Annotated in this window: 18 protein-coding genes and 1 riboswitch; of the genes, 12 read left to right on the forward strand and 6 right to left on the reverse strand. The window is 54.8% G+C overall.

Features of this window, described 5'->3' with window-relative positions:
* Positions 1-4 precede the first annotated feature (4 nt).
* Both LPB405_RS04155 and LPB405_RS04160 read right to left on the reverse strand, forming a co-directional pair.
* Positions 5-1759, reverse strand: coding sequence for an ABC transporter ATP-binding protein (locus LPB405_RS04155; protein ID WP_219101992.1), 1755 nt, complete (start codon positions 1757-1759; stop codon positions 5-7).
* Positions 1752-3554: an ABC transporter ATP-binding protein gene (locus tag LPB405_RS04160; protein ID WP_219101993.1), complete on the reverse strand. Its 1803-nt coding sequence runs from the start codon at positions 3552-3554 to the stop codon at positions 1752-1754. The genes LPB405_RS04155 and LPB405_RS04160 overlap by 8 nt, the downstream gene beginning before the upstream one ends.
* 353 nt (positions 3555-3907) lie before the next feature.
* A riboswitch (SAM riboswitch) is annotated at positions 3908-4024 on the forward strand.
* 117 nt (positions 4025-4141) lie between these two features.
* Here LPB405_RS04160 and LPB405_RS04165 point away from each other — a divergent pair.
* The 3 genes from LPB405_RS04165 to LPB405_RS04175 all read left to right on the forward strand — a co-directional run bounded on the left by LPB405_RS04165 (position 4142) and on the right by LPB405_RS04175 (position 9849).
* Positions 4142-5047, forward strand: a complete 906-nt coding sequence (locus LPB405_RS04165) for a methylenetetrahydrofolate reductase (RefSeq protein WP_219101994.1) — start codon at positions 4142-4144, stop codon at positions 5045-5047.
* Positions 5048-5195: 148 nt separating this feature from the next.
* Complete coding sequence (gene metE / locus LPB405_RS04170) at positions 5196-7523, forward strand: 5-methyltetrahydropteroyltriglutamate--homocysteine S-methyltransferase (RefSeq protein WP_219101995.1); 2328 nt, start codon at positions 5196-5198, stop codon at positions 7521-7523.
* Positions 7524-7866: 343 nt separating this feature from the next.
* Positions 7867-9849, forward strand: coding sequence for a M13 family metallopeptidase (locus LPB405_RS04175; protein ID WP_219101996.1), 1983 nt, complete (start codon positions 7867-7869; stop codon positions 9847-9849).
* A gap of 119 nt (positions 9850-9968) precedes the next feature.
* Here LPB405_RS04175 and LPB405_RS04180 read toward each other — a convergent pair whose 3' ends face one another.
* The 4 genes from LPB405_RS04180 to LPB405_RS04195 all read right to left on the reverse strand — a co-directional run bounded on the left by LPB405_RS04180 (position 9969) and on the right by LPB405_RS04195 (position 12784).
* Entirely contained in the window at positions 9969-10709 is a 741-nt protein-coding gene (locus LPB405_RS04180) for a DUF6318 family protein (RefSeq protein ID WP_012904319.1), read from the reverse strand.
* Positions 10710-10813: 104 nt separating this feature from the next.
* Positions 10814-11536, reverse strand: a complete 723-nt coding sequence (locus LPB405_RS04185) for a DUF6318 family protein (protein WP_219101997.1) — start codon at positions 11534-11536, stop codon at positions 10814-10816.
* A 127-nt stretch (positions 11537-11663) separates the two neighbouring features.
* Positions 11664-11903, reverse strand: coding sequence for a transcriptional initiation protein Tat (locus LPB405_RS04190; protein WP_219101998.1), 240 nt, complete (start codon positions 11901-11903; stop codon positions 11664-11666).
* A gap of 236 nt (positions 11904-12139) precedes the next feature.
* Positions 12140-12784: a hypothetical protein gene (locus LPB405_RS04195; RefSeq protein WP_257604978.1), complete on the reverse strand. Its 645-nt coding sequence runs from the start codon at positions 12782-12784 to the stop codon at positions 12140-12142.
* Positions 12785-13066: 282 nt separating this feature from the next.
* Between LPB405_RS04195 and LPB405_RS04200 the strand changes: the two genes are divergently transcribed.
* From LPB405_RS04200 to LPB405_RS04240, 9 genes are all read left to right on the forward strand, one after another.
* Positions 13067-13825, forward strand: coding sequence for an ECF transporter S component (locus LPB405_RS04200; RefSeq protein ID WP_257604979.1), 759 nt, complete (start codon positions 13067-13069; stop codon positions 13823-13825).
* A gap of 44 nt (positions 13826-13869) precedes the next feature.
* Entirely contained in the window at positions 13870-14214 is a 345-nt protein-coding gene (locus tag LPB405_RS04205; protein ID WP_219102000.1) for a hypothetical protein, read from the forward strand.
* 156 nt (positions 14215-14370) lie between these two features.
* Positions 14371-14712, forward strand: a complete 342-nt coding sequence (locus LPB405_RS04210; protein ID WP_219102001.1) for a hypothetical protein — start codon at positions 14371-14373, stop codon at positions 14710-14712.
* 402 nt (positions 14713-15114) lie between these two features.
* Positions 15115-15645, forward strand: coding sequence for a hypothetical protein (locus LPB405_RS04215; RefSeq protein ID WP_219102002.1), 531 nt, complete (start codon positions 15115-15117; stop codon positions 15643-15645).
* Positions 15646-15798: 153 nt separating this feature from the next.
* The gene (locus LPB405_RS04220; RefSeq protein ID WP_257604980.1) at positions 15799-16575 is read left to right on the forward strand and encodes a hypothetical protein; all 777 of its coding nucleotides are present in this window, start codon (positions 15799-15801) and stop codon (positions 16573-16575) included.
* Between the two features lie 149 nt (positions 16576-16724).
* Positions 16725-17384, forward strand: a complete 660-nt coding sequence (locus LPB405_RS04225) for a hypothetical protein (RefSeq protein WP_049356143.1) — start codon at positions 16725-16727, stop codon at positions 17382-17384.
* Between the two features lie 77 nt (positions 17385-17461).
* Positions 17462-18121 (forward strand): hypothetical protein, encoded by a 660-nt coding sequence (locus LPB405_RS04230; RefSeq protein ID WP_049345060.1) that lies wholly within the window; start codon positions 17462-17464, stop codon positions 18119-18121.
* 312 nt (positions 18122-18433) lie between these two features.
* On the forward strand, positions 18434-18904 hold the full coding sequence (locus tag LPB405_RS04235; RefSeq protein ID WP_049347383.1) for a DUF4190 domain-containing protein: 471 nt from the start codon (positions 18434-18436) through the stop codon (positions 18902-18904).
* A 214-nt stretch (positions 18905-19118) separates the two neighbouring features.
* On the forward strand, positions 19119-19778 hold the full coding sequence (locus LPB405_RS04240; protein ID WP_053089032.1) for a hypothetical protein: 660 nt from the start codon (positions 19119-19121) through the stop codon (positions 19776-19778).
* Positions 19779-19859 lie beyond the last annotated feature (81 nt).

Here is a 19859-nt window from a genome sequence, read left to right on the forward strand (position 1 = left end):
GAGGTTATTTCCCTTCCAGTTGGGAGGCGAAGAGCTTCCTGAAGCGTGATGTAGGGTCGGTCGTTAGGTCTTGGTAGGTTCCTTGCTCCACAACACACCCACCATCCAACACCACCACAGAATCAACACCACGCAACGTCCACGCACGATGAGACACCAACACCACCAAACGCCCCACAGCAGCCACCTTCAACCGAGCAAAAATCTCCTCCTCAGTCTCAGCATCCACAGCACTGGTCGGCTCATCCAAAACCCACACCGGCGCATCCCGAAGAACCACACGCGCCAACGCCAAACGCTGCCACTGACCACCCGAAAGACCAACACCACCAAACGACTCACCCAACTGAGCATCCAAACCACCCTCAAGACCACGCACAAAATCATCAGCACAAGCCACCGACAAAGCCGACCACAAATCAGCATCACCAAGACGCTCAACCGCCTCCTGCGACAAACCCAGAAGAAGATTTTCACGCACAGTCAGTTCATAACGGCCGTAGTCTTGACTCACCACACCCACATTTGCCAATAAATCATCAGGCGATATGTCCTGTACCGACTTACCTCCAATGAGAATGTCTCCACTGGAGGGCTTCAGCATACCCATAAGTGCATTTACTAGGGTTGTCTTTCCTGATCCACTGGGCCCGACAATACCAATCATCTGCCCGGGACCAAAAGTGAGATTGATGTTTTTAAGAGCTAAAGAATCAGCTTTTGGATACTGGATAGCAAGATTCCTGATGGAAACGCTGGAGATTTCAGGGTAGATATCGGCAATCGGATTTTTCTGCCCGGGCTGTGCGCTAGAAATAAACTTTCGATATATATCAATGGCGTTTGACCCCGCTGCCATCGAGCTAAGGTCGCTTCCCATCGAGCCAAGCGAGACTATAGCCGAGGTAATACCTATAACAGCTCCAGCAAGAACACCGGGAGGCGGCGACGAGGTGGCTAGAAGAATAAGGGCTAAAGCTAGCAATGCAGCGCTTATAAAACCAACAATTGTATGTATTCTGAGGATGTAACGAGCTAGGCCAATTTCCTCCTCACCAGATTTTTTCCGTTCTTGATTAGCGCGATGCGCAAAGAATGAACGAGCGTTAAGAATTGCAAGCTCACGAGCAGTAGTTATTTGTGCAATCTGGTTAGTGCTATGCCATGCGTTGTAGCTATATGAATATATTTTTTCCATTGCCTCAGCATTTTTACTCGAATAGAGATGTGACATCAAGGCAACAGGAATCATGCCTGCAAGCATGCAGAGTGAAGCATATACATTGATCTTTCCTACGGAATAACTAAGGGCTCCCGTTGAAAAAATAATGAATATCAGAGCACCCATAGTAGAAACTTGAGACCCCAGGCTCCCCCCTGTCACAGCATCATGAGCTGCCCTTGATGAGCGAGCATAATCACCACTCGCGATTTCCTGAGAAGAACAAGTCGCCAAACGAGAAGATACATTCTGAATACCTGTACTTGACATTCGAGAATTTAGAATCATACGCAGAGAGTCTGATGCTTGTCCCAGGGCAATGTATCCTGCCAGCACAAAACTAACCCCCAGAGCTAGTGGGAGCACCTCATCCTGGCTCTGACCCAAATGCTCAACAAGCCTAGTGACAGCCTCCATCTGCAAAGCGGGGAATAGCGATAGGCACACAACAGACGCTAGATAGGAGACGGTCCATACGGGGTGATTTCTGAAAGCATAAACCACGGACCAAACAGTATTAGCCATAATCTTACGCATCTTTATAGCCCCTTTCAGTAGAAGTTTTGCGCCCTGCAGAATCTTCAGAGATCTGATTTTTGAAAATTTCCATAAACTTTCCCTCTGCCTTCAGTAGCTCCCGGTAGGTTCCTTGCTCCACCACACACCCACCATCCAACACCACCACAGAATCAACACCACGCAACGTCCACGCACGATGAGACACCAACACCACCAAACGCCCCACAGCAGCCACCTTCAACCGAGCAAAAATCTCCTCCTCAGTCTCAGCATCCACAGCACTGGTCGGCTCATCCAAAACCCACACCGGCGCATCCCGAAGAACCACACGCGCCAACGCCAAACGCTGCCACTGACCACCCGAAAGACCAACACCACCAAACGACTCACCCAACTGAGCATCCAAACCACCCTCAAGACCACGCACAAAATCATCAGCACAAGCCACCGACAAAGCCGACCACAAATCAGCATCATCAAGACGCTCAACCGCCTCCTGCGGCAAACCCAGAAGAAGATTTTCACGCACAGTCAGTTCATAACGGCCGTAGTCTTGACTCACCAAACCAACATTTGCCAACATGTTGTATTTACTCTCAGAAGAAGCACCCTTATACGTTATGCTCCCCTGGGCAATTGGTGTAATTCCAAGAATTGCATTTATTAGTGTTGTTTTTCCCGCGCCCGAGGCACCAACTACTGCAATCATTTGATTATTCATCAGCTCAAGATTAATATCTTTAAGCGCAAAAGACGACGCGCCCTCATACTGAACGGATACATCTTTGCATATAATTTTTGAAATATTTTCATGGTTAGGGTTAGAAGTTTTTATCTCAGAAGCATGCTCGTAAGTATCAGAGTCGCACACCCTTCGGAATTGCTGAACAGATAATGCTCCATTAATAATCTGACCAAATGAATATCCCACCTCTTGGGTCGCGGCAACACAGGCAATGATTCCAATCAGCGATCCGGCCACATACGATATATCGGCGCCTGAATCCACAAGGAAGTACAGGGACGCAAAAAGTAAGACAGAGCAGAGTAGCCCTGCAACTATGGAGATGATTCCTCTAACACTTTCAAGGCTCAATTCCCTACCGGCTGCCCGGCGTCGCCAGGACGCTACGCGTTGCGAGAAAAATTGGGAGGCTCTCATGAGGTGAAGTTCTTGGGCGCGACTTTGAGCCATCAGATTGTCTAGATAGTAGTTCTCTACCCGATAGTCCTCGTACATTAGGGTGTATATTGCGTAATCACGTTTAGCGAGGATTACCATTGCAATAGATAGAGGTAGTGAACACAGCGCCGCAAAAATTGCTGCCACAATGCTGACGTTCGCAATATTAAAACAGAGGAGAAAAACCATCGCAAAGGAACTCACCAGTGTCATAACTGACATGGTGTGAACCTGCAATTCCTGTTTCGATATTGCCTCTCTAGCAGCACGTATATCTTCCTGTGATTTTGTGCTACCTATATCAGATAACGGAAATGTAGATAACCTGGTATTTAACATGCAGTGAACCCGATAGTTCATCTTTGATTTGAGGATAAGCATGTTACTTCTTACCCAGCGTTGAGCAATGATATTAATTCCGACGACAAGAGCAAGAGCAATAATATAAATCCATGCTGCGCCACCATATGAACCACTCAAGGCTGATACTGTATTACCGATCAGCAGGGACTGGCTCACAGGAATGCAGGCGATGACGGCTAGCGATAGGGCGGTGCTCACCAGGGTCGCGGGACAGGTTTTCCAGGCTAGGCGGAAGGACCAGAGTATAGAGGAAAATAGATTTTTCATTCTCACCACGCTCACAAAGTCGTATTGAACTCATCTTTGAGCCCTGAAACTCCTCGATGAGCGGACATCGAAACACTACCGGTACCTCATTAGTTATTAGTTACCCTACCTCTCACTGAAAGATAAAACACACATATTCGCGCGTGTCTACGAATATTAAGCAGGTATATCTGCGATAGTGCCGGGCACCCAAGAGCCAGCCGACGCCTCTACCCGCAATACCCCCAGCCCCCTTCGTCATAGTCAGTCATATTAAGTTCATATTTCGCCTCAATGTCATGTCCAGAAATATTAGGACATCAACCGCCGCACATCTTGCACACCCTCGGAGGCGGTGGGTAGAGTGAAGGCGTTATCTATCAAGAGCGACCGAGAGATCTGGCTCGTCGACGTCGCAGCAACCTCGCCAGTATCCCCCACCGTCACGGTGCAGGGTGCGGACAAGGTGCTCCCGCCAGAACCGATAGAGAAGAATACCCTTCGGCACCCCACGATGAGCCGTACCAGCAAACCGGTACAGCGCATCCCGCAGAAGAATTCACGCACCCTGCCGGTGCGTATCTATCGGGTGAACACGAAGGATGGTTATGACGACAGTTCACCCGGCTCTTTCTTTTGAGCTGTTCCCTCCGCGCTCACACGCGAGCTGCGAGTCGCTACTGCACACGATTGCGGAGCTTGAGGGCACCAACCCCGACTACGTGTCGGTCACCTACGCCGGTGACGCGAAGCGCCGCCAGAAGACCTTGGCGCTGCTCGACCACCTGGTGCATGAAACCTCCCTCACCCCGCTGGCTCACCTGATTTGTGCGGGCCATTCGGTGCACGAGCTGGAGCGTGCGGTCCGCCTGATTCTGGGTCTGGGCGTGCGCGGCTTCCTGGCTCTTCGCGGTGACATTCAGGAGGGTCAGGTTTCTGAACTTCCTTTCGCCCGCTACCTGGTAGAGCTCATTCGCCGCGTGGAGCGTGAAGATTTCGCTCACCTGGCTGCTGGCAAGGTGTCGATTGGTGTGGCGGCGTACCCGCAGAAGCACCCCGAGTCCGCATCCCTGCTGCAGGACATTGAGATTCTGCTGTCCAAGCAGCGTGCCGGCGCGGATTTCGCGATCACTCAGGTGTTCTTTGAGGATGAGCGCTACAGCGCCCTGGTCGATTCGGCACGCCTGGCGGGCGTGGACATTCCGATTATTCCGGGCATCATGCCGGTGACCTCGCTGAAGCGCCTGCAGAACCTCTGCCAGATGGCGGGCATGGAAGTCCCGACGGACCTCGCCTACGCCCTAGAGACAGCAACCAGTGACGCTGAGCTGCACCGCATCGGTGTTGAGTACGCGTTGAACCAGTGCCGCGCCGTGATGGATGCGGGCGCACCGGGTCTGCACTTCTTCACCTTCAACGAGCATGCGGCGGTTCTGGACGTTCTGGACCAGCTGGACCTGCCCCGATACAGCAACCGTTTCTCCCAGCCCCTGAGCGAGCTGGAATTCGCCTAAACGCGACCCCCTCCACCCGGCGCGGATGCGCCACCTAAGTTTCCCCCAAAGTACCCCGGGAGCATCCCGCGGATCTCGGCCCCATCGACGGGGCCGGCAGGGCCCGCTGATTCTCCCAGTTCTATCCCCAGTAAAGGAAAAAATTATTATGTCGAACACCGCATTCCCCGCCGCCACCATTGTTGGCTACCCCCGCGTGGGCCGCTTCCGCGAGCTGAAGAAGGCTCAGGAGGCTTTCTGGAAGGGCAAGGCAACCCTGCAGGAGCTGCAGGACACCGCCGCTGACGTGCAGCGCACCTACTTCGAGCGCGTGACCGCTGCGGGCCTGAAGGCTGATAACTACTCGATTCCGGCAACCTTCTCCTACTACGACCAGGTGCTCGACGTGGTTCGCCTGTTCACCCTGGTTCCCGAACGTCTGGCTGAGGCTAAGGACGGCCGCGGCCTGCTGGATCTGCCCGGCTACTTCGCACTGGCGCGCGGTACCGAGACCCTGCCTCCGCTGGAGATGACTAAGTGGTTCGACACCAACTACCACTACCTGGTGCCCGAGATCGGTGCCGGCACCGAGATTAAGCTGAACCTTGAGGCTATTGACGAGCAGCTCGAGGTCGCAAAGCAGGCTGGCGTGAAGGTCCGCCCGCAGATTGTTGGCCCGCTGACCCTGCTGCTGGGCGCTAAGGCTGAGCAGGGTTCCGCTGAGGACTTCTCCCCCGTCGACCGTCTGGACGAGTTCGTTGCCGCATACGCTCAGGTGCTGGAGCAGCTGGCTGAGCGCGGTGTTGAGTGGGTTCAGCTGGATGAGCCGGGCCTGACCGTGGACCGTGCCGACAACGCGAAGGTCGCTGAACTTGCCGAGCGCACCTACCGCACCCTGGCTGCCGGCGAGAAGCGCCCGCAGATTCTGGTGACCAGCCCCTACGGTTCCCTGCGTGAGAACCTGCCGGCACTGCTGGGTACCGGCATTGAGGCTCTGCACCTTGACCTGGTGCACGGCGTGTACTCGAAGGCTGAGTTGGAGTCTGTTTCTGCCGCTGGCGTGCACCTGGTTGCCGGTGTTGTGAACGGCCGTAACGTGTGGCGTGCCGATGTTCGCGCGGCACTGAAGACTCTGGAGGCGCTGCCCGGCGCATTCGAGGGTGCCGTGTCGGTTTCCTCTTCGACCTCCCTGCAGCACGTGCCGCACGACCTGGAGCTGGAAGACCCCGCCGAGGTTCCCGTGGACGGCCTGGCATTCGCTGACCAGAAGGTCGCTGAGATTGCTCTGCTGGCTCGCGGCCTGGCTGAGGGTGAGGCTGCTGTTGAGCCGGAGCTGAAGGCTGCTGATGAGGCGCTGGCTCGCTTCGCCGCTGACCCGCGCAAGCACAACGAAGAGATTCGTGCCCGCGCCGCAGCTGTGGCTCCCGAGGACTTCGACCGCCCGACCATTGATGTTCGCCGCGCGGCTCAGGCTGACCTGAACCTGCCGAAGCTGCCGACCACCACCATTGGTTCTTTCCCGCAGACCGCTGAGATTCGCCGCCACCGTGCGGAGGCTCGTGCGGGCAAGATTTCCGCTGAGGAGCTGAACGGCTTCCTGCGTGACGAGATTGCCTCGGTCATCAAGCTGCAGGAGGAGCTGGGCCTGGACGTGCTGGTTCACGGTGAGGCTGAGCGTAACGACATGGTTCAGTACTTCGCTGAGAACTTCGACGGCTTCGCAACCACCCGCCACGGCTGGGTTCAGTCCTACGGTTCGCGTTGCACCCGCCCCTCGATCCTGTTCGGTGACGTGAAGCGTCACGGTGAGGGCCTGCGCGGTGAGGCATTCACCGTTCCGTGGAGCTCCCACGCACAGTCGCTGAGCGACAAGCCGGTCAAGGGCATGCTCACCGGCCCGGTGACGATTCTGGCGTGGTCCTTCGTGCGTGACGACCAGCCGCGCCGCGAGACCGCTAACCAGGTGGCTCTGGCTCTTGCCGACGAAATTGCTGACCTGGAGCAGGCGGGCATCCGCATCATTCAGGTGGACGAGCCGGCTCTGCGTGAGCTGCTGCCCCTGCGCCGCGATGAGCAGCCGCAGTACCTGGACTGGTCGGTGAACTCCTTCCGCCTGGCAACCAGCGGCGTGAAGGATTCCACTCAGATTCACACCCACCTGTGCTACTCGGAGTTCAACGAGATTATCGACTCGATTAACGCTCTGAACGCTGACGTGACCAGCATCGAGGCCGCCCGCTCGCACATGGAGCTGCTGGCTGACATTCCGGAGAGCTTCGTTTCCGGTCTGGGCCCGGGCGTGTGGGACATCCACTCCCCGCGTGTTCCTTCTCAGGAGGAGATTGAGTCCCTGCTGAAGGCTGCGATTGGTTACGGCACCATTGCTGACCTGTGGGTGAACCCCGACTGTGGCCTGAAGACTCGTGATTACGAGGAGACCAAGCAGTCTCTGCGTCACCTGGTGGATGCCACCAAGGCGATCCGCGCGTCCCTCTAGGAGGCGCCTATTGGTTCCGCTGCCTGCTGCGGGTTGACCGGATGATGGTTTGCTCGCGGTAACCTGCGGCAGGTGGCGGCTGTTCGGCTTCGTGCCGGTATGCGTACCGACTGTATGCCGAGCTTTTGGGGATAGATAACAGGCCCGCCCGTACGGTTTTTCTTCTGCACCGTGCGGGCGGGTTTTCTGCATCCTTGGAGGGGCTACCGCTTTCTCTGCCACCCGCGTAGCCCGCTGAGGAGCGGCAAAATGCCCCTGAGAAGCGTCTGGTACCGGTGAGTCACCATATGGTGGCTTGTCGGTAATCGTGTGGCTTCTTACGTTAAGAACCTAGAATGGAACCATGACTACTAACTCTGGAATCACTAAAGAATGGGTGGATGAAACCGTCAAGCCGGGCGACGATTTCTTCCGCCACGTCAACGGTAAGTGGCTTGCTACCCACGAAATCCCGGCGGACCGCCCCAAGGACGGCGGCCTGTACACCCTCCGCGATAACGCAGAGAAGCACGTGCGTGAGCTGGTGGAGAAGATTGCGAAGGAGCAGCCGGAGTCCCGTATTGGCGCACTCTACAACTCCTTCATGGATGTTGAGAAGATTGAGGCGGACGGCCTGGAGCCGCTGCTGAAGGAAATCGCCCCGATTCTGAACTCGGCAACCCCCTCCCACCTGGCTGTGACCCTGGCGCTGCTGTCTCGTGCGGGTCTGCCGCAGCTGTTCGCCTGGTACACCAGCAACGACCCGAAGGACCCGAAGAACTACACGTTCTTCCTGTACCAGTCGGGTCTGGGTCTGCCGGATGAATCCTACTACCGTGAAGAGAAGCACGAGGCTGCATGCGCGGCGTACGTTGAGCATATTGCCCGCATGTTTGAGCTGACCGGTCTGGCTGAGGGCTTCGGCCTGACCCCGGAGCAGGCGGCTCAGCTGGTGTTCACTCACGAGTCTGAGCTGGCTCGCCTGCACTGGAACGTTGTGGAGAACCGCGACGCCGAGGCGACCTACAACCCGTACCAGGCGACCGAGCTGGAGGAGAAGTTCCCCGGCTTCCCGTTCTCCCAGTGGCTGCTGGCGCTCGGTGCCGACCCGGAGACCCTGGGTCAGGTTATTGTGGCTCAGCCGTCCTTCTTTGAGGGTGCGGCTAAGCTGTTCACCTCCATCCCGCTGATGAGCTGGAAGCTGTGGGCTGTGTGGACTGTTCTGCGTTCACGTGCGCCGTTCATGTACGACGAACTGGTTCAGGAAAGCTTCAACTTCTACGGCAAGACCCTCTCCGGTACCCAGCAGATTCGTGAGCGCTGGAAGCGCGGCGTGGGCGCTGTCGAGAAGGCTCTGGGTGAGGAGATTGGCCAGGAGTACGTGGCTGTGCACTTCCCGCCTTCGCACAAGGAGAAGATGCTGGTTCTGGTCGGCAACCTCCTTGAGGCGTACCGCGAGTCTATTGAGTCGCTGGACTGGATGACTGAGGCAACCCGCGAGAAGGCGCTGGAGAAGCTGTCGAAGTTCGTCACCAAGATCGGTTACCCCGATAAGTGGCGTGACTTCTCCGCACTGGAGCTGGTGCCCGGTGACCTGTTTGAGAACCTGCGCCGTACTGGTGCGTTTGATGCTGACTGGCTGATTGCCCGTAAGGGTCAGCCGGTGGATAAGTCGGAGTGGCTGATGACTCCGCAGACCGTGAACGCGTACTACATGCCGCCGGCGAATGAGATTGTGTTCCCGGCAGCGATTCTGCAGCCGCCGTACTTCAACCCGGATGCTGACGATGCGGCGAACTACGGCAATATCGGCATGATTATTGGCCACGAGATTGGTCACGGTTTTGACGATCAGGGTTCCCGCTATGACGGCGACGGCAAGCTGGAGAGCTGGTGGACCGAGGAGGATTACGCGAAGTTCAAGGAGCGTACCGCAGCGCTGGTGGAGCAGTACAACGCGTACGTTCCGGTGGGTCTGGACCCGAAGTTCCACGTGAATGGTGAGCTGACTCTGGGTGAGAACATTGGCGACCTGGCTGGCATGTCGATTGCATTGAAGGCGTACCGCCTGGCGCTGAAGAAGCAGGGCATTGAGTCGCTGGATGACGCACCGGTGATTGACGGCATGACCGGTATTCAGCGTTTCTTCTTCTCGAATGCTCGCGGCTGGTGCACGAAGTCCCGCCCGCAGCATGCTGAGGTGATGATTTCTGTGGATCCGCATTCGCCGGATGAGTTCCGTGTGAACGGTGTGGTGCGCAATATTGATGAGTTCTATGAGGCGTTTGATGTCTCTGAGGGCGATGCACTGTACCTGGCTCCGGAGGAGCGCGTGCGCATCTGGTAGCATCCCGATAAGGGTATATGCTTTATTGCGTATATAAGAAAGGCGCCCGCCTCGTGGGTTTATTCCACGGGGCGGGCGCCTTTTAGATGTAGAAGCTATGCGCTTCTAGGCTGAAGCTTTTAGGAAGCAGAAGCCGAAGCGGTAGCCAATGCAGAAGAAGAGGAAGAAGAATTACGCATACCGGTCAGCTTCCACGCGCCGTTCTCGTACACACCGTGCAGGGTACGCTTCACCTCATCCTTACGTTCCGATTCAGAGGGGGCCTCCTGCACGCGTTCCTTGCTTGCAATGAACTCGCCGGGGTCCATGGTCAGGCGAATATCCCAGTTGTAGGTATCGCCATCACGCTCAGGCTGCGGGGTAAGCATGGTGATGGTGACAGCCGGGTCCTGCATCCAAATCTTGCCCTGCTGCAGACCAGCGCCCAGGGAACGTGCGTCAGGTTCGAGGAAGTTCTTCAGCTCAGAGTTATCGAGTGCACATTCACGCAGCGGCTCGGTCTTGCCGGTGCGCATGTAGTACTCAATGGCTGCACCGAAGAACGCGATGGACTGGTACAGACCCTCGACGCTGTTCTCGTTAGCAACGGCGGGCTTCACGGGCACGGGAGCGTTCTTAGAGGGCTCGGTGCGGGTTCCGGGCTGGTAGTCAGCGGGCTTGGAGGTGTAGCCCTCCAGGACTGCCACGCCGGAGTAGTCGCTACGTACGCTCTTAGATGCCGACGCAGAAGCAGACGCGCTGCCGGATGCAGAAGCAGAGCCACTGGTTGCCTGGGGCTGCGCGCCACATGCGGCGAGGAGGGTTGCACCACCGGCGGCTACAACCATACCGAGTGCGGATCGGCGGGTTACGTTCTTCATTGGGTTCTCTCTATCTACGGTGGTAGCGCCCGCCTCGTGGTTTTCAAGCCACGGGGCGGGCGCCTTTTAGGTGTAGAAGCTATACACTTCTAGGCTGCTGAATTTTAGGAAGCAGAAGCCGATGCAGAAGCCTCAGATTCAGACTTCATGCCAGTCAGCTTCCATGCACCGTTCTCGTAAACACCGCGCAGGGTACGCTCGACGACGTTCTCACGACCGCTTTCAGGAACCTCCAGAACCTTATCCTTGGATGCCATGAATTCACCACGGGTCACGGTGAAGCGGGTATTCCAGGTGTATGCCTTACCGTCACGGGTGGGCTGTGCGGTAAGCATAGTGATGGTGACAGTCGGGTCGTGCATCCAAACTTCGCCCTTGACCAGCTTTTCGCCAAGAGTGCCGTCTTCCGGCTCGAGCATTGACTTGATTTCGCTCTTGTCCATAGCGCTTTCACGCAGCGGCTCGGTCTTGCCGGTGCGCATGTAGTATTCCATGGCTGCACCGAAGAAGGCGATGGACTGGTACAGGCCCTCTACGCTGTTCTCATTAGCGACGGCGGGCTTGGTCGGCACGGGCACGTTCTTGGACGGCTCGGTGCGGGTTGCCAGCTGGTAGTCAGCAGGCTTGGAGGTGTAACCGTCCAGGACTGCAACGCCGGAGTAATCGGCGCGTGCGTTGTTAACTTCGGCGTTCGAGGTAGATGCGCTACCGGATGCAGATGCAGAGCCACTGGAAGCCTGGGACTGCGAACCGCATGCAGCCAGGAGGGTTGCGCCACCGGCAGCGGCAAACAGGCCGAGTGCGGATCGGCGGGTTACGTTCTTCATTTTTTCTCTCTATCTGTGGTGTGGTTCCGCACCGTGGTGCGGGTGATGCCTGGGGCATCTAACGGGAAGACGGCACTACACGAATGTAGCGCCGTCTTCCAGTATATGTTTTGTGGCTTGGGATTCTTTAGCCGCCGTAATAGTAGTAGTGGCTGTAGGAGCTGCCGTAGTAGTCGCTGATGACAACGCGGCCGCGGCGGCCGTAACGGTTGGAGTAGTAGCCGTTGTGGAGGGTGCGGCGCACGGTCGGGCGGTAGGTGGTTGCCTGTGCGGGGGTGAGCAGTGCGCCGAGGGCGGTTGCTGCGCCTGCGCCTGCGGCGGCGAGTGCTGCGCGGCGGGTGAGGCGTGCGGGCTTCTTGGTGGCCATGATGTGCCTTTCGGGGTCGGTGTTTCTGTGAAGTGACAGGTGCGTGCACGGCGTGCGGCTGTGCATCGACCATTTCTTATTGTAAGCCTCAACGTTAATGTTTTTACGTGCAGAGTACACCTTCTAGTTGAGGCTTAAACCATGCGGGCTAGTCCACGTTTTTCCGGCAGAAAAATTACGGAAATATTGGTTGAGAAGCACGCCGTGCGCGCGCTAAATACGGGCTGAATCGCGGGCTACATGTCCACTTCGGCGAGGCCGGTGATTTCCTTGTCCTTAATGTGCGGGATGGTGGAGTTCCAGTTCATCCACGCCTTAACCTGGGCGGCTTCTTCGGGGTTGTTCATGTCTGGCCAGCGGTCGTTTTCCATCTTGAATCGGGTCATTGCGAGGAGGTAGTAACCGTCATCGCCGGGGCTGAAATTCGTAATTGTCTTGCCTGATTTTGTTTTAAAAGTAACGCTGTCTGACTCGTCGCTATCAGAGGCCTGGCTGTATGAGACTGCGTCGATTGCGTTGAGCGGGTAGAAGACCGTATCTAGAAATGATTCGCCCCTTTCGATTCCTTCCGGCGAGATTTCGGTGTAATCCTCAACGGGTCCGTAGAAGAAGCAGATAGCGATGCACATGGCGCAGAACGCTGCGATGTCGTAGAAAAGGTGGAATCCCATGTCGCCGAGTAGGTGCATTAGGAACATTCCGGTAGGAAATATGAGAGCTACAAAGCTGGCCAGAATGATGATGCGAAGCTTGCCTCGGATGATGTATATGTTTTCGGCGCGTAGCTTCTTGTCGTGGTGGCGGCTCATTTCATGGGCGATAACGGAGCGGCAGATTTTGTACATCAGCCCAAGGCATAGTACGCCCCATACGGCAGTCATGGTGTAGGTAATTATCATGGCCGTTCACTAACCTTTCTGTTTATCGGTGACCCGCAGCCTTCCGGCAACAGCGCGGAGGGTGCGGGTTCGTTCTCAGAGTAGCCGAGGAAATCGGGTGGTTAGGCACGGATTCGGGCTATCTGCGAAGTGGTTGCCGAGTCTTCACCCGAGCATTGCGTCGAGTTAACCTCCCGTCCAGATAGGGTGCGATAGGCTAAGAACGTGCCCGCCACCACTGGGGCGGGCGCGATTCACCAACCACCGCACAAGGACGTACATACTATGAACGCTGCTGAAACCGGAACCCTTTGGGGACTTATTGTCGCCCTGATACCGGGCTACCGTATTAAGCTCGGCAAACCCACCCTAAACAAGAGGCAGAAGAGGCCCATCCTGGCATATATCTTCTTCTGGTTTGTAACTATCCTCGGGTTTGTTGCATGGCCAGCATTCATAGCTTCTTATAGTCTTCTGACCGCTCCCGAATATGCGTCTCAGCGTACTGAAGCGATTGCCGCTCTTCTGATTGGTGTTTTAGGTATAGGCCTGCTGGGGGCCATCCCTCTAAACCACTGCTACGCCTTCTACCTCGAGCTGCGTGAGGATTGTGTGCGGTGGCGTAATTGGCGGTGGAAGGAACGCGCTTTCACCTACCCCTCGATTACGTTCGCCCATGTGGAAAACAACAGCAAGAACGGCTTCTTGCGCATTGGTAGCACTGAGATGGGTAAGCGTACTTGCAGCTTCGACCCGTACCAGTTTGATGCAACCATCCTTATGGCGCAGGTGCTGTACCGTGACGATCACGGGCGCTGGGCTGAGGAGGACGGCATGGATGTGATGAGTGTAGTGGGGATGTATGGCTCCTCGCAGGACATTTATGCCCAGTTCTATGACTTGTGTGAGACGAAGTACGTTGTTGGGCAGACGAAGAGTGAGCGTCAGAAGCGCCGCCGTAGGGTTGCCCGTAATGAGGCGCGTAGGCTGGAGCGTCAGCGGGCGCGTGAGGCAAAGAAGGCCCCGAATTCTCATGAGAAATGAGGTGAGTGATGGAATCTCATAACAAATGGTCAGAAAGAATAACAATGCTTTTTCTGACGATGTGCGTTGGATATATCTTTTTTATTATTCCCATAAATCTACGTGATGACAGTGACGGTTTCACCGCTACCTGCACCGTAACTAAGGCGTACACGCAGGAGCGTCGCGGAACGGACCTGGGCGGCATGACTGACATTGGTTTGAAGGGGGTCTTTGAGACTGAGGAGTGTGGCACGCTCACGATGTACGAAGCACCCGAGGGATGGAAGATTCCTGCATATGTTAAGACCGCGCAGCCCGGGAAAAAGTACCTGTTCCATGTGTCTAATCGTTCAAATAGGAAAGATAGAGATTTTGATATGACCCGCTTTGAAGAAATCAAAGAATAATGATTCCAAGAGGCAGATTGAATATAGATTCATCTGGCCTGCGACCACTTCTAAGGTGAGTGTTTCAATATGTTTATCATAGACTGCATAAAAGATTTTATAAAAGGATTCCTAGAGGAGTTCTTCGGTGATAGGCGCCCAAGCAGTATCATAATCATGACAAGCATCGTAGCAATTATCATTTATGTCCTCGTACGCTTTCCATATGAATTACGAGATGACAGTGATGGTATCACTGCTACTTGCACCGTAACGAAGGCATACACCAGGCCTCGAGGCGGCACGATTGGAGAGTTGAATGATAATGCTCCGGTGGGCGTCTTCGAAACAGAAGAATGCGGCACTCTCACGATGATTACCTCTCCGGAAGGTCGGAAGATTCCTGAGTATGTTGCAACAGCTCAGCCTGGCAAAAAATACCTATTCCATGTATTAAATTCGTCCACAAAAAAGGAACGGGATTTTGAGACAACCCGCTTTGAAGAAATCAAAGAATAACCAGCTCATGAGCTAAAAATAGAGCCTCGGGTGGTGCGAGTCGAAGACTCGCACCACCCGAGGCTCTCTATACGGCATCTGCGGCCTATTTCGCTTTGTCCGCGTCTTCAACGATGCAGGGGCATGCTCCCCCAAAGCAGCTCAGAAAATCGGGTGGTTACGCACGGTTCTTGGCCCTCTGATGAATGGTTGCCGAGTCTTCATCTTAGCCTTGCACCCAGTTAACCTTCTGGTCAGATACCGTGCGATAGGCTAAGGGTGTGCCCGCCACCTCGCCGTAGCGAGCACGATTCACCAACCACCACACAAGGACGTACACACCATGAGCACAGTTTTTGAGACGACCCGCTTTGAAGACATCACAGAATAACAACCTGCAGCCCAGAAAGAAGGTGAAGAGTAGTGAAAAAGAACTCCCCGAGGAAAAAGAACGTTTCAAAGAAAAGGAACATCTCGAAGAAAAAGAGTTACCCAGAGGCAAATTACATTACCGAAACTGGGGCTATAAAGAAAACCAACAAAAAGAGATACACCAAGAAAAAGAAGAATAAAGTCGACTTCAAAGAATATCTTCGCGACATAGCAAAAGATGTATGGGATGCACGCGGCGCCATCATAACCATAGCAGTCATGCTAGGGTTCTTCGCGTCCATACATTTCATGACCAACTACAACCCGGGCAATGAATCCGCTATCTGCACTGTCACCTCCGTCGAAATCATTGAGCACGAGGACCCCTATTGGACCTCCGGTGAATTCGAAACGGAAGAGTGCGGAATCATCACATCGAGCAAATCCCCTGATGGTATACCCATTCGCAAATACCTCCAGAACTTTGAGACGGGCAAGAAATACAGGGCGTACAAGTCCTTCGATACCCGTAACGATGAATACGACTTCAGCGTCCTCCGCTTTGAAGAGATCAAAGAATAACCCCACCTCCGCAGAAAGGAATCCACCATGGAAGATATCGGCGACTTTATCATCGGCTTTTTTGAAGGGGCCATCGCGTCCTCACCAACACTGCGGCGAATATTCCTGTGGATTCTTTTTTCTATATCCATTCTTCTATCGTTTGTCCCCGTCATGACGGGCGAGTACGCGTGGAGCATCCTATCCATCTCCACGATGCTGTTTTCCGTCGTGATGATTGACGGCACGCGTGAGCACGGTGTGCAGGATGCAAAGAACGGCGGCGCGTACCATTACTTTCTGCTGACGGTGGGCACGTTCTGCGTTGCCGCGATTGTTCTGCTCGCTGCTCTCTCCCTGGCGGGTGTCCCGCCGGTTGCCTCCACCCCGCAGGTGGACGGTATCAATTTCGCGCCCTGGTATGTGGTGGTGTCCGCGCTGGTTCTGCTGCTGTTCTTCTACAATGCCGCGCAGCCGAGCGAGGAGATCCCTAACCTGCACCGTATGGAGCGCATCAACCGGTATGTGCGCACCGTGGTGCTGGGTGTGAGCGCCCTGATGGTGCTCTTCTGCCTGGTTATTCCGGTGGTTTCGTTCGCTGCTGCCGGTTATGAGCCTGTGGGTGTTTCAGTGGTGCTGTGCCTGGTGCCGGTTTTCCTGATTTTTGTGCGCCGCACCCTGTTCAAGCTGTGGGCGGCGACCTTTGAGGAGGGCACTGCCGGGTATGGCGTGTTGCGTGGCTTCTGCGTAGCCCTGGTGGGTTTGGGCGGATGTTTGGCGGCGGCCCGTCTTGCCGTGGATGTTGTGCAGTCCGGTAGTGGGTTGTCGCTGGTGTACGTGGTGCCGGTGATCGCCTCGTACCTGCTGGTGAAGAGGTACCTGACCGTGGGTGTTGCTATCCCCGAGAAGGAAGATGAGGAGGACCCGGAGGCAGAACCTACAGCAAGCTAAACCGTGGAACCCCGCGAGTTGAGGAGCCTTGTGCGCCAAGCGCACGGTCTAGGACGATTCGCACACCGGGGTATCCTTGGGGGAAGGTACGCCACCTGCGGGTGGTGCGCTTCCGGATATTCACCAACCACACGAAACGAGAACCCGTCATGCGCATTTTCCTGATTATTATCTGGGGCATTATGGCCTTCATCTCGGTAACCGGGACGCTCTATATCATTATCAACTATGAGATTCAGCGATGGAAGGATATGGAGCGCCGCCGCCAAGGCGCGTATATCCGACGGGTTAATCAGGCCGAGGCTCTTCTAACAATATTTACCCCTGGGTTCCCGTGCCTTTTTCTTTACCTTCATCTTGTTGACGAGGGTTCTGCGGGTATCTTCTATGAATCAATTGCATTACTTGGGTCAATTGGGCTCATGATGTATGCCTGGTACGTACACGTTGCCTACGTGAAGATTTCCCCTGAAGGTATTGAGCAGCGTATGTGGTCAGCACGCACGACCGTCTATCCCTTCAACGCTATTGACGGCATTGAATACTACGAAGCAACCTCTACAGATGACCAGGATCTTGTGTCTTTCTACAGTAAATCCGGAAAACTCATTGCCGCCTTCTGCCCGATTATTCACAAGAATTATCGTCTAATGGCGATTGTGCGGTTCAGGATTGAGAACGAGCGTTGGCCTGATATGGATAATCCGAGTGATATTGCTCGGGTGGATGCTCTAGATAGTGGCCCTGATACAGTCCCGTACTTCAGGGGAAAAGAGAAAGTCACCGGCCTCGCCGACGTTGATATGTAGCACCGCGCGACAGCCGATACGATAGCCCTAAACACCGAACTCTATTCACCAACCACACGAAACGAGAAACCACCACCATGCGCACTTTCCTGATTATCTTCTGGGGTGTCTTCGCTGTATTCACTACAGTTGCGACGTTTTACGTCATCATCAATTACGAGGTGCAACGTTGGAAAGATAAAAAGCGGCGGCGCGAGGGTATTTATATTCGACGAGTTAATCAGGCTGAAGCTCTCTTGATGATATTTACTCCCGCCTTTCCGTGCCTTATGTTTGTAGGTCACATATACGGTCCTAAATCATTAGATATAGCGACTGAAATAGCGGCCTTATTACTATCGGCTATGTTCATTTCTTTCTTGCGTTATGTGCATGTCGCTTATGTGAAGCTTTCTCCCGAAGGTATCGAGCAGCGTGTCTGGTCAGCTAACCCAACGGTCTACCCGATAGGTGCGATTGATAGCGTTACCTATTACGAGACTGTGGATGTTGAAGACCAGGATATGGTGGGCTTCTATACCCGGTCAGGTAAACAGATTGCTGCCTTCGGTCCGACCACCCACAATAACTATCGAATCTTGGCGATTGTGCGGTTTAGGATTGAGAACGAGCGTTGGCCTGATATGGATAATCCGGGTGATGTGGCGCAGGTGGACGCGCTTGATAAGAGGGGTATGACAATTTCTTATTTCAGGGATTTGGAGAAGGTCTCCGGTCTTGCCGACGTCGACATGTAGCACCGCATAGAGAAAGCCCCTGGGCTGAGAGATTACCTCTCAGCCGAGGGGCTTTCTGCGTACACCAGGGTCAGCCAAGAAACTCGGGCGGATACGGGTCCAATCCCACCCGCCGGTGAATGGTCGCCCAGTCTTCACCCAAGCCTTGCACCGAGTTAACTTTTTAGCCACCTAACCCATAGACCATCAAAGTGCTCGACATTTCCACTTGTCAGAGCTTTCAAGCACATAGAGTATCCTTGGGAAATGTACGCCACCTGCAAGTGGTGCGCTTCCGGATATTCACCAACCACATACGAAATGAGGACTTTCATGTCTGAAAACACCCCGCAGCCGGCTGCACCGCAGCAGCCGCAGTTCACCCAGCAAGCACCCGCCGTACAGCCTGCATACGGCGCACCCGTCGAGGCTCCGAAGAAGAAGTGGGCGGCAGTAACCGCGCTGGTCTTGGGCATTATTTCCGCCCTGACCGGCATTTTTGTGATCGGTTCGTTCCTGACCATCCCGACCATTATTTTCGCGGTGATTGCTCTGATCATGGTCAAGAATGGCACCGGCAAGGGTAAGGGCATGGCGATTACCGCTCTTGCGCTGGTTCTGGTGGCGTACATCGCTACGTTTGCTTTCTTCCAGATTCGTGCCGCGAACCTTGAGAAGTCTAACCGAGAGGCCCGTGAGGTTATCCAGAAGTGCGAGAACCACGAGCCCGGCTACTACATCATTGAGAAGGATGGTAAGCGTTACTGCAACGCTGGCGGCTGGGTCTACGAGATGGATAAGTAAACCGGCTTATTTGGTTCCATGATTAGCCGTCACTGATGGAGGGGCGTTCGTTCACGCGGCAGTCGCCGTGCCTGCGAGTGCCCCTCAACCGTATCTCCCGTGGGTGCTTCAGCATCTGACGGCGAGTATGCCCCGGAACACCTGCAGCGCATCCTTGATGCGCACTCCACTACCACCACCGACTCCAACCCGACCGAAGGAGCGAATAGCTAAAATGATGTCTCAAGAATCTGCTATTACCTTTTGGGGCGTATGCTCCATCATCACAACTATTTTCACGATTCTCACCCTTGCCGCTTACATCATCAATCGACGCCGCGACGAGAAGAAGAAGCGTGAAGGCATCTACATTAGTCGTCTGCGAGCGCTACTGGTGTACGTTATTGTCTTTATCCCGGGCTTCCCGATTATCCGCTATTTTTTGTCGCTCAATGGCCCCGAGACTAACCCCTATGCAGAGGGTATTTACATCTTCATGACTGCTTTCCTCTTGTTCTACCTGTGGCACGTCAACGCCACGTACATGAAGATTTCTTCTGAGGGTATTAATATGCACACCCCCGTTCGCGGGTCGAGGATCTGCCCCATCGGCGCGATTGATAGCGTTGTTTATAGCGAGTCCAAGGATGAAGATACCCCAAGCCGGATGTGGTTTCTCACTAAGTCGCGTGCACGTATTAACCCGTTGAACCCGAATTATGATGAGTACTATCTCTTGGTCATTACTCGGTTCAGGATTGAGTATGGTCGCTGGCCTGACCTGGATAATCCGGCTGACGTGGATAAGGTGAACCAGCTGGATAACCGTTATGAAGTCATTCCGTATTTCATGAATAATCAAGAGATTTCGGGTCTTGCTGACGTCGATATGTAGCCCCCGGTTTGCGGGCTGAAAGCTCCCGGGGATGCGCGGCTCACCCCCGCGCTACCCCGGGGCTTTCGGGGCTCATGCGCT

Origin of the sequence: Rothia mucilaginosa (assembly GCF_019334805.1) — a bacterium.
GTDB classification, from domain to species: domain Bacteria; phylum Actinomycetota; class Actinomycetes; order Actinomycetales; family Micrococcaceae; genus Rothia; species Rothia mucilaginosa_C.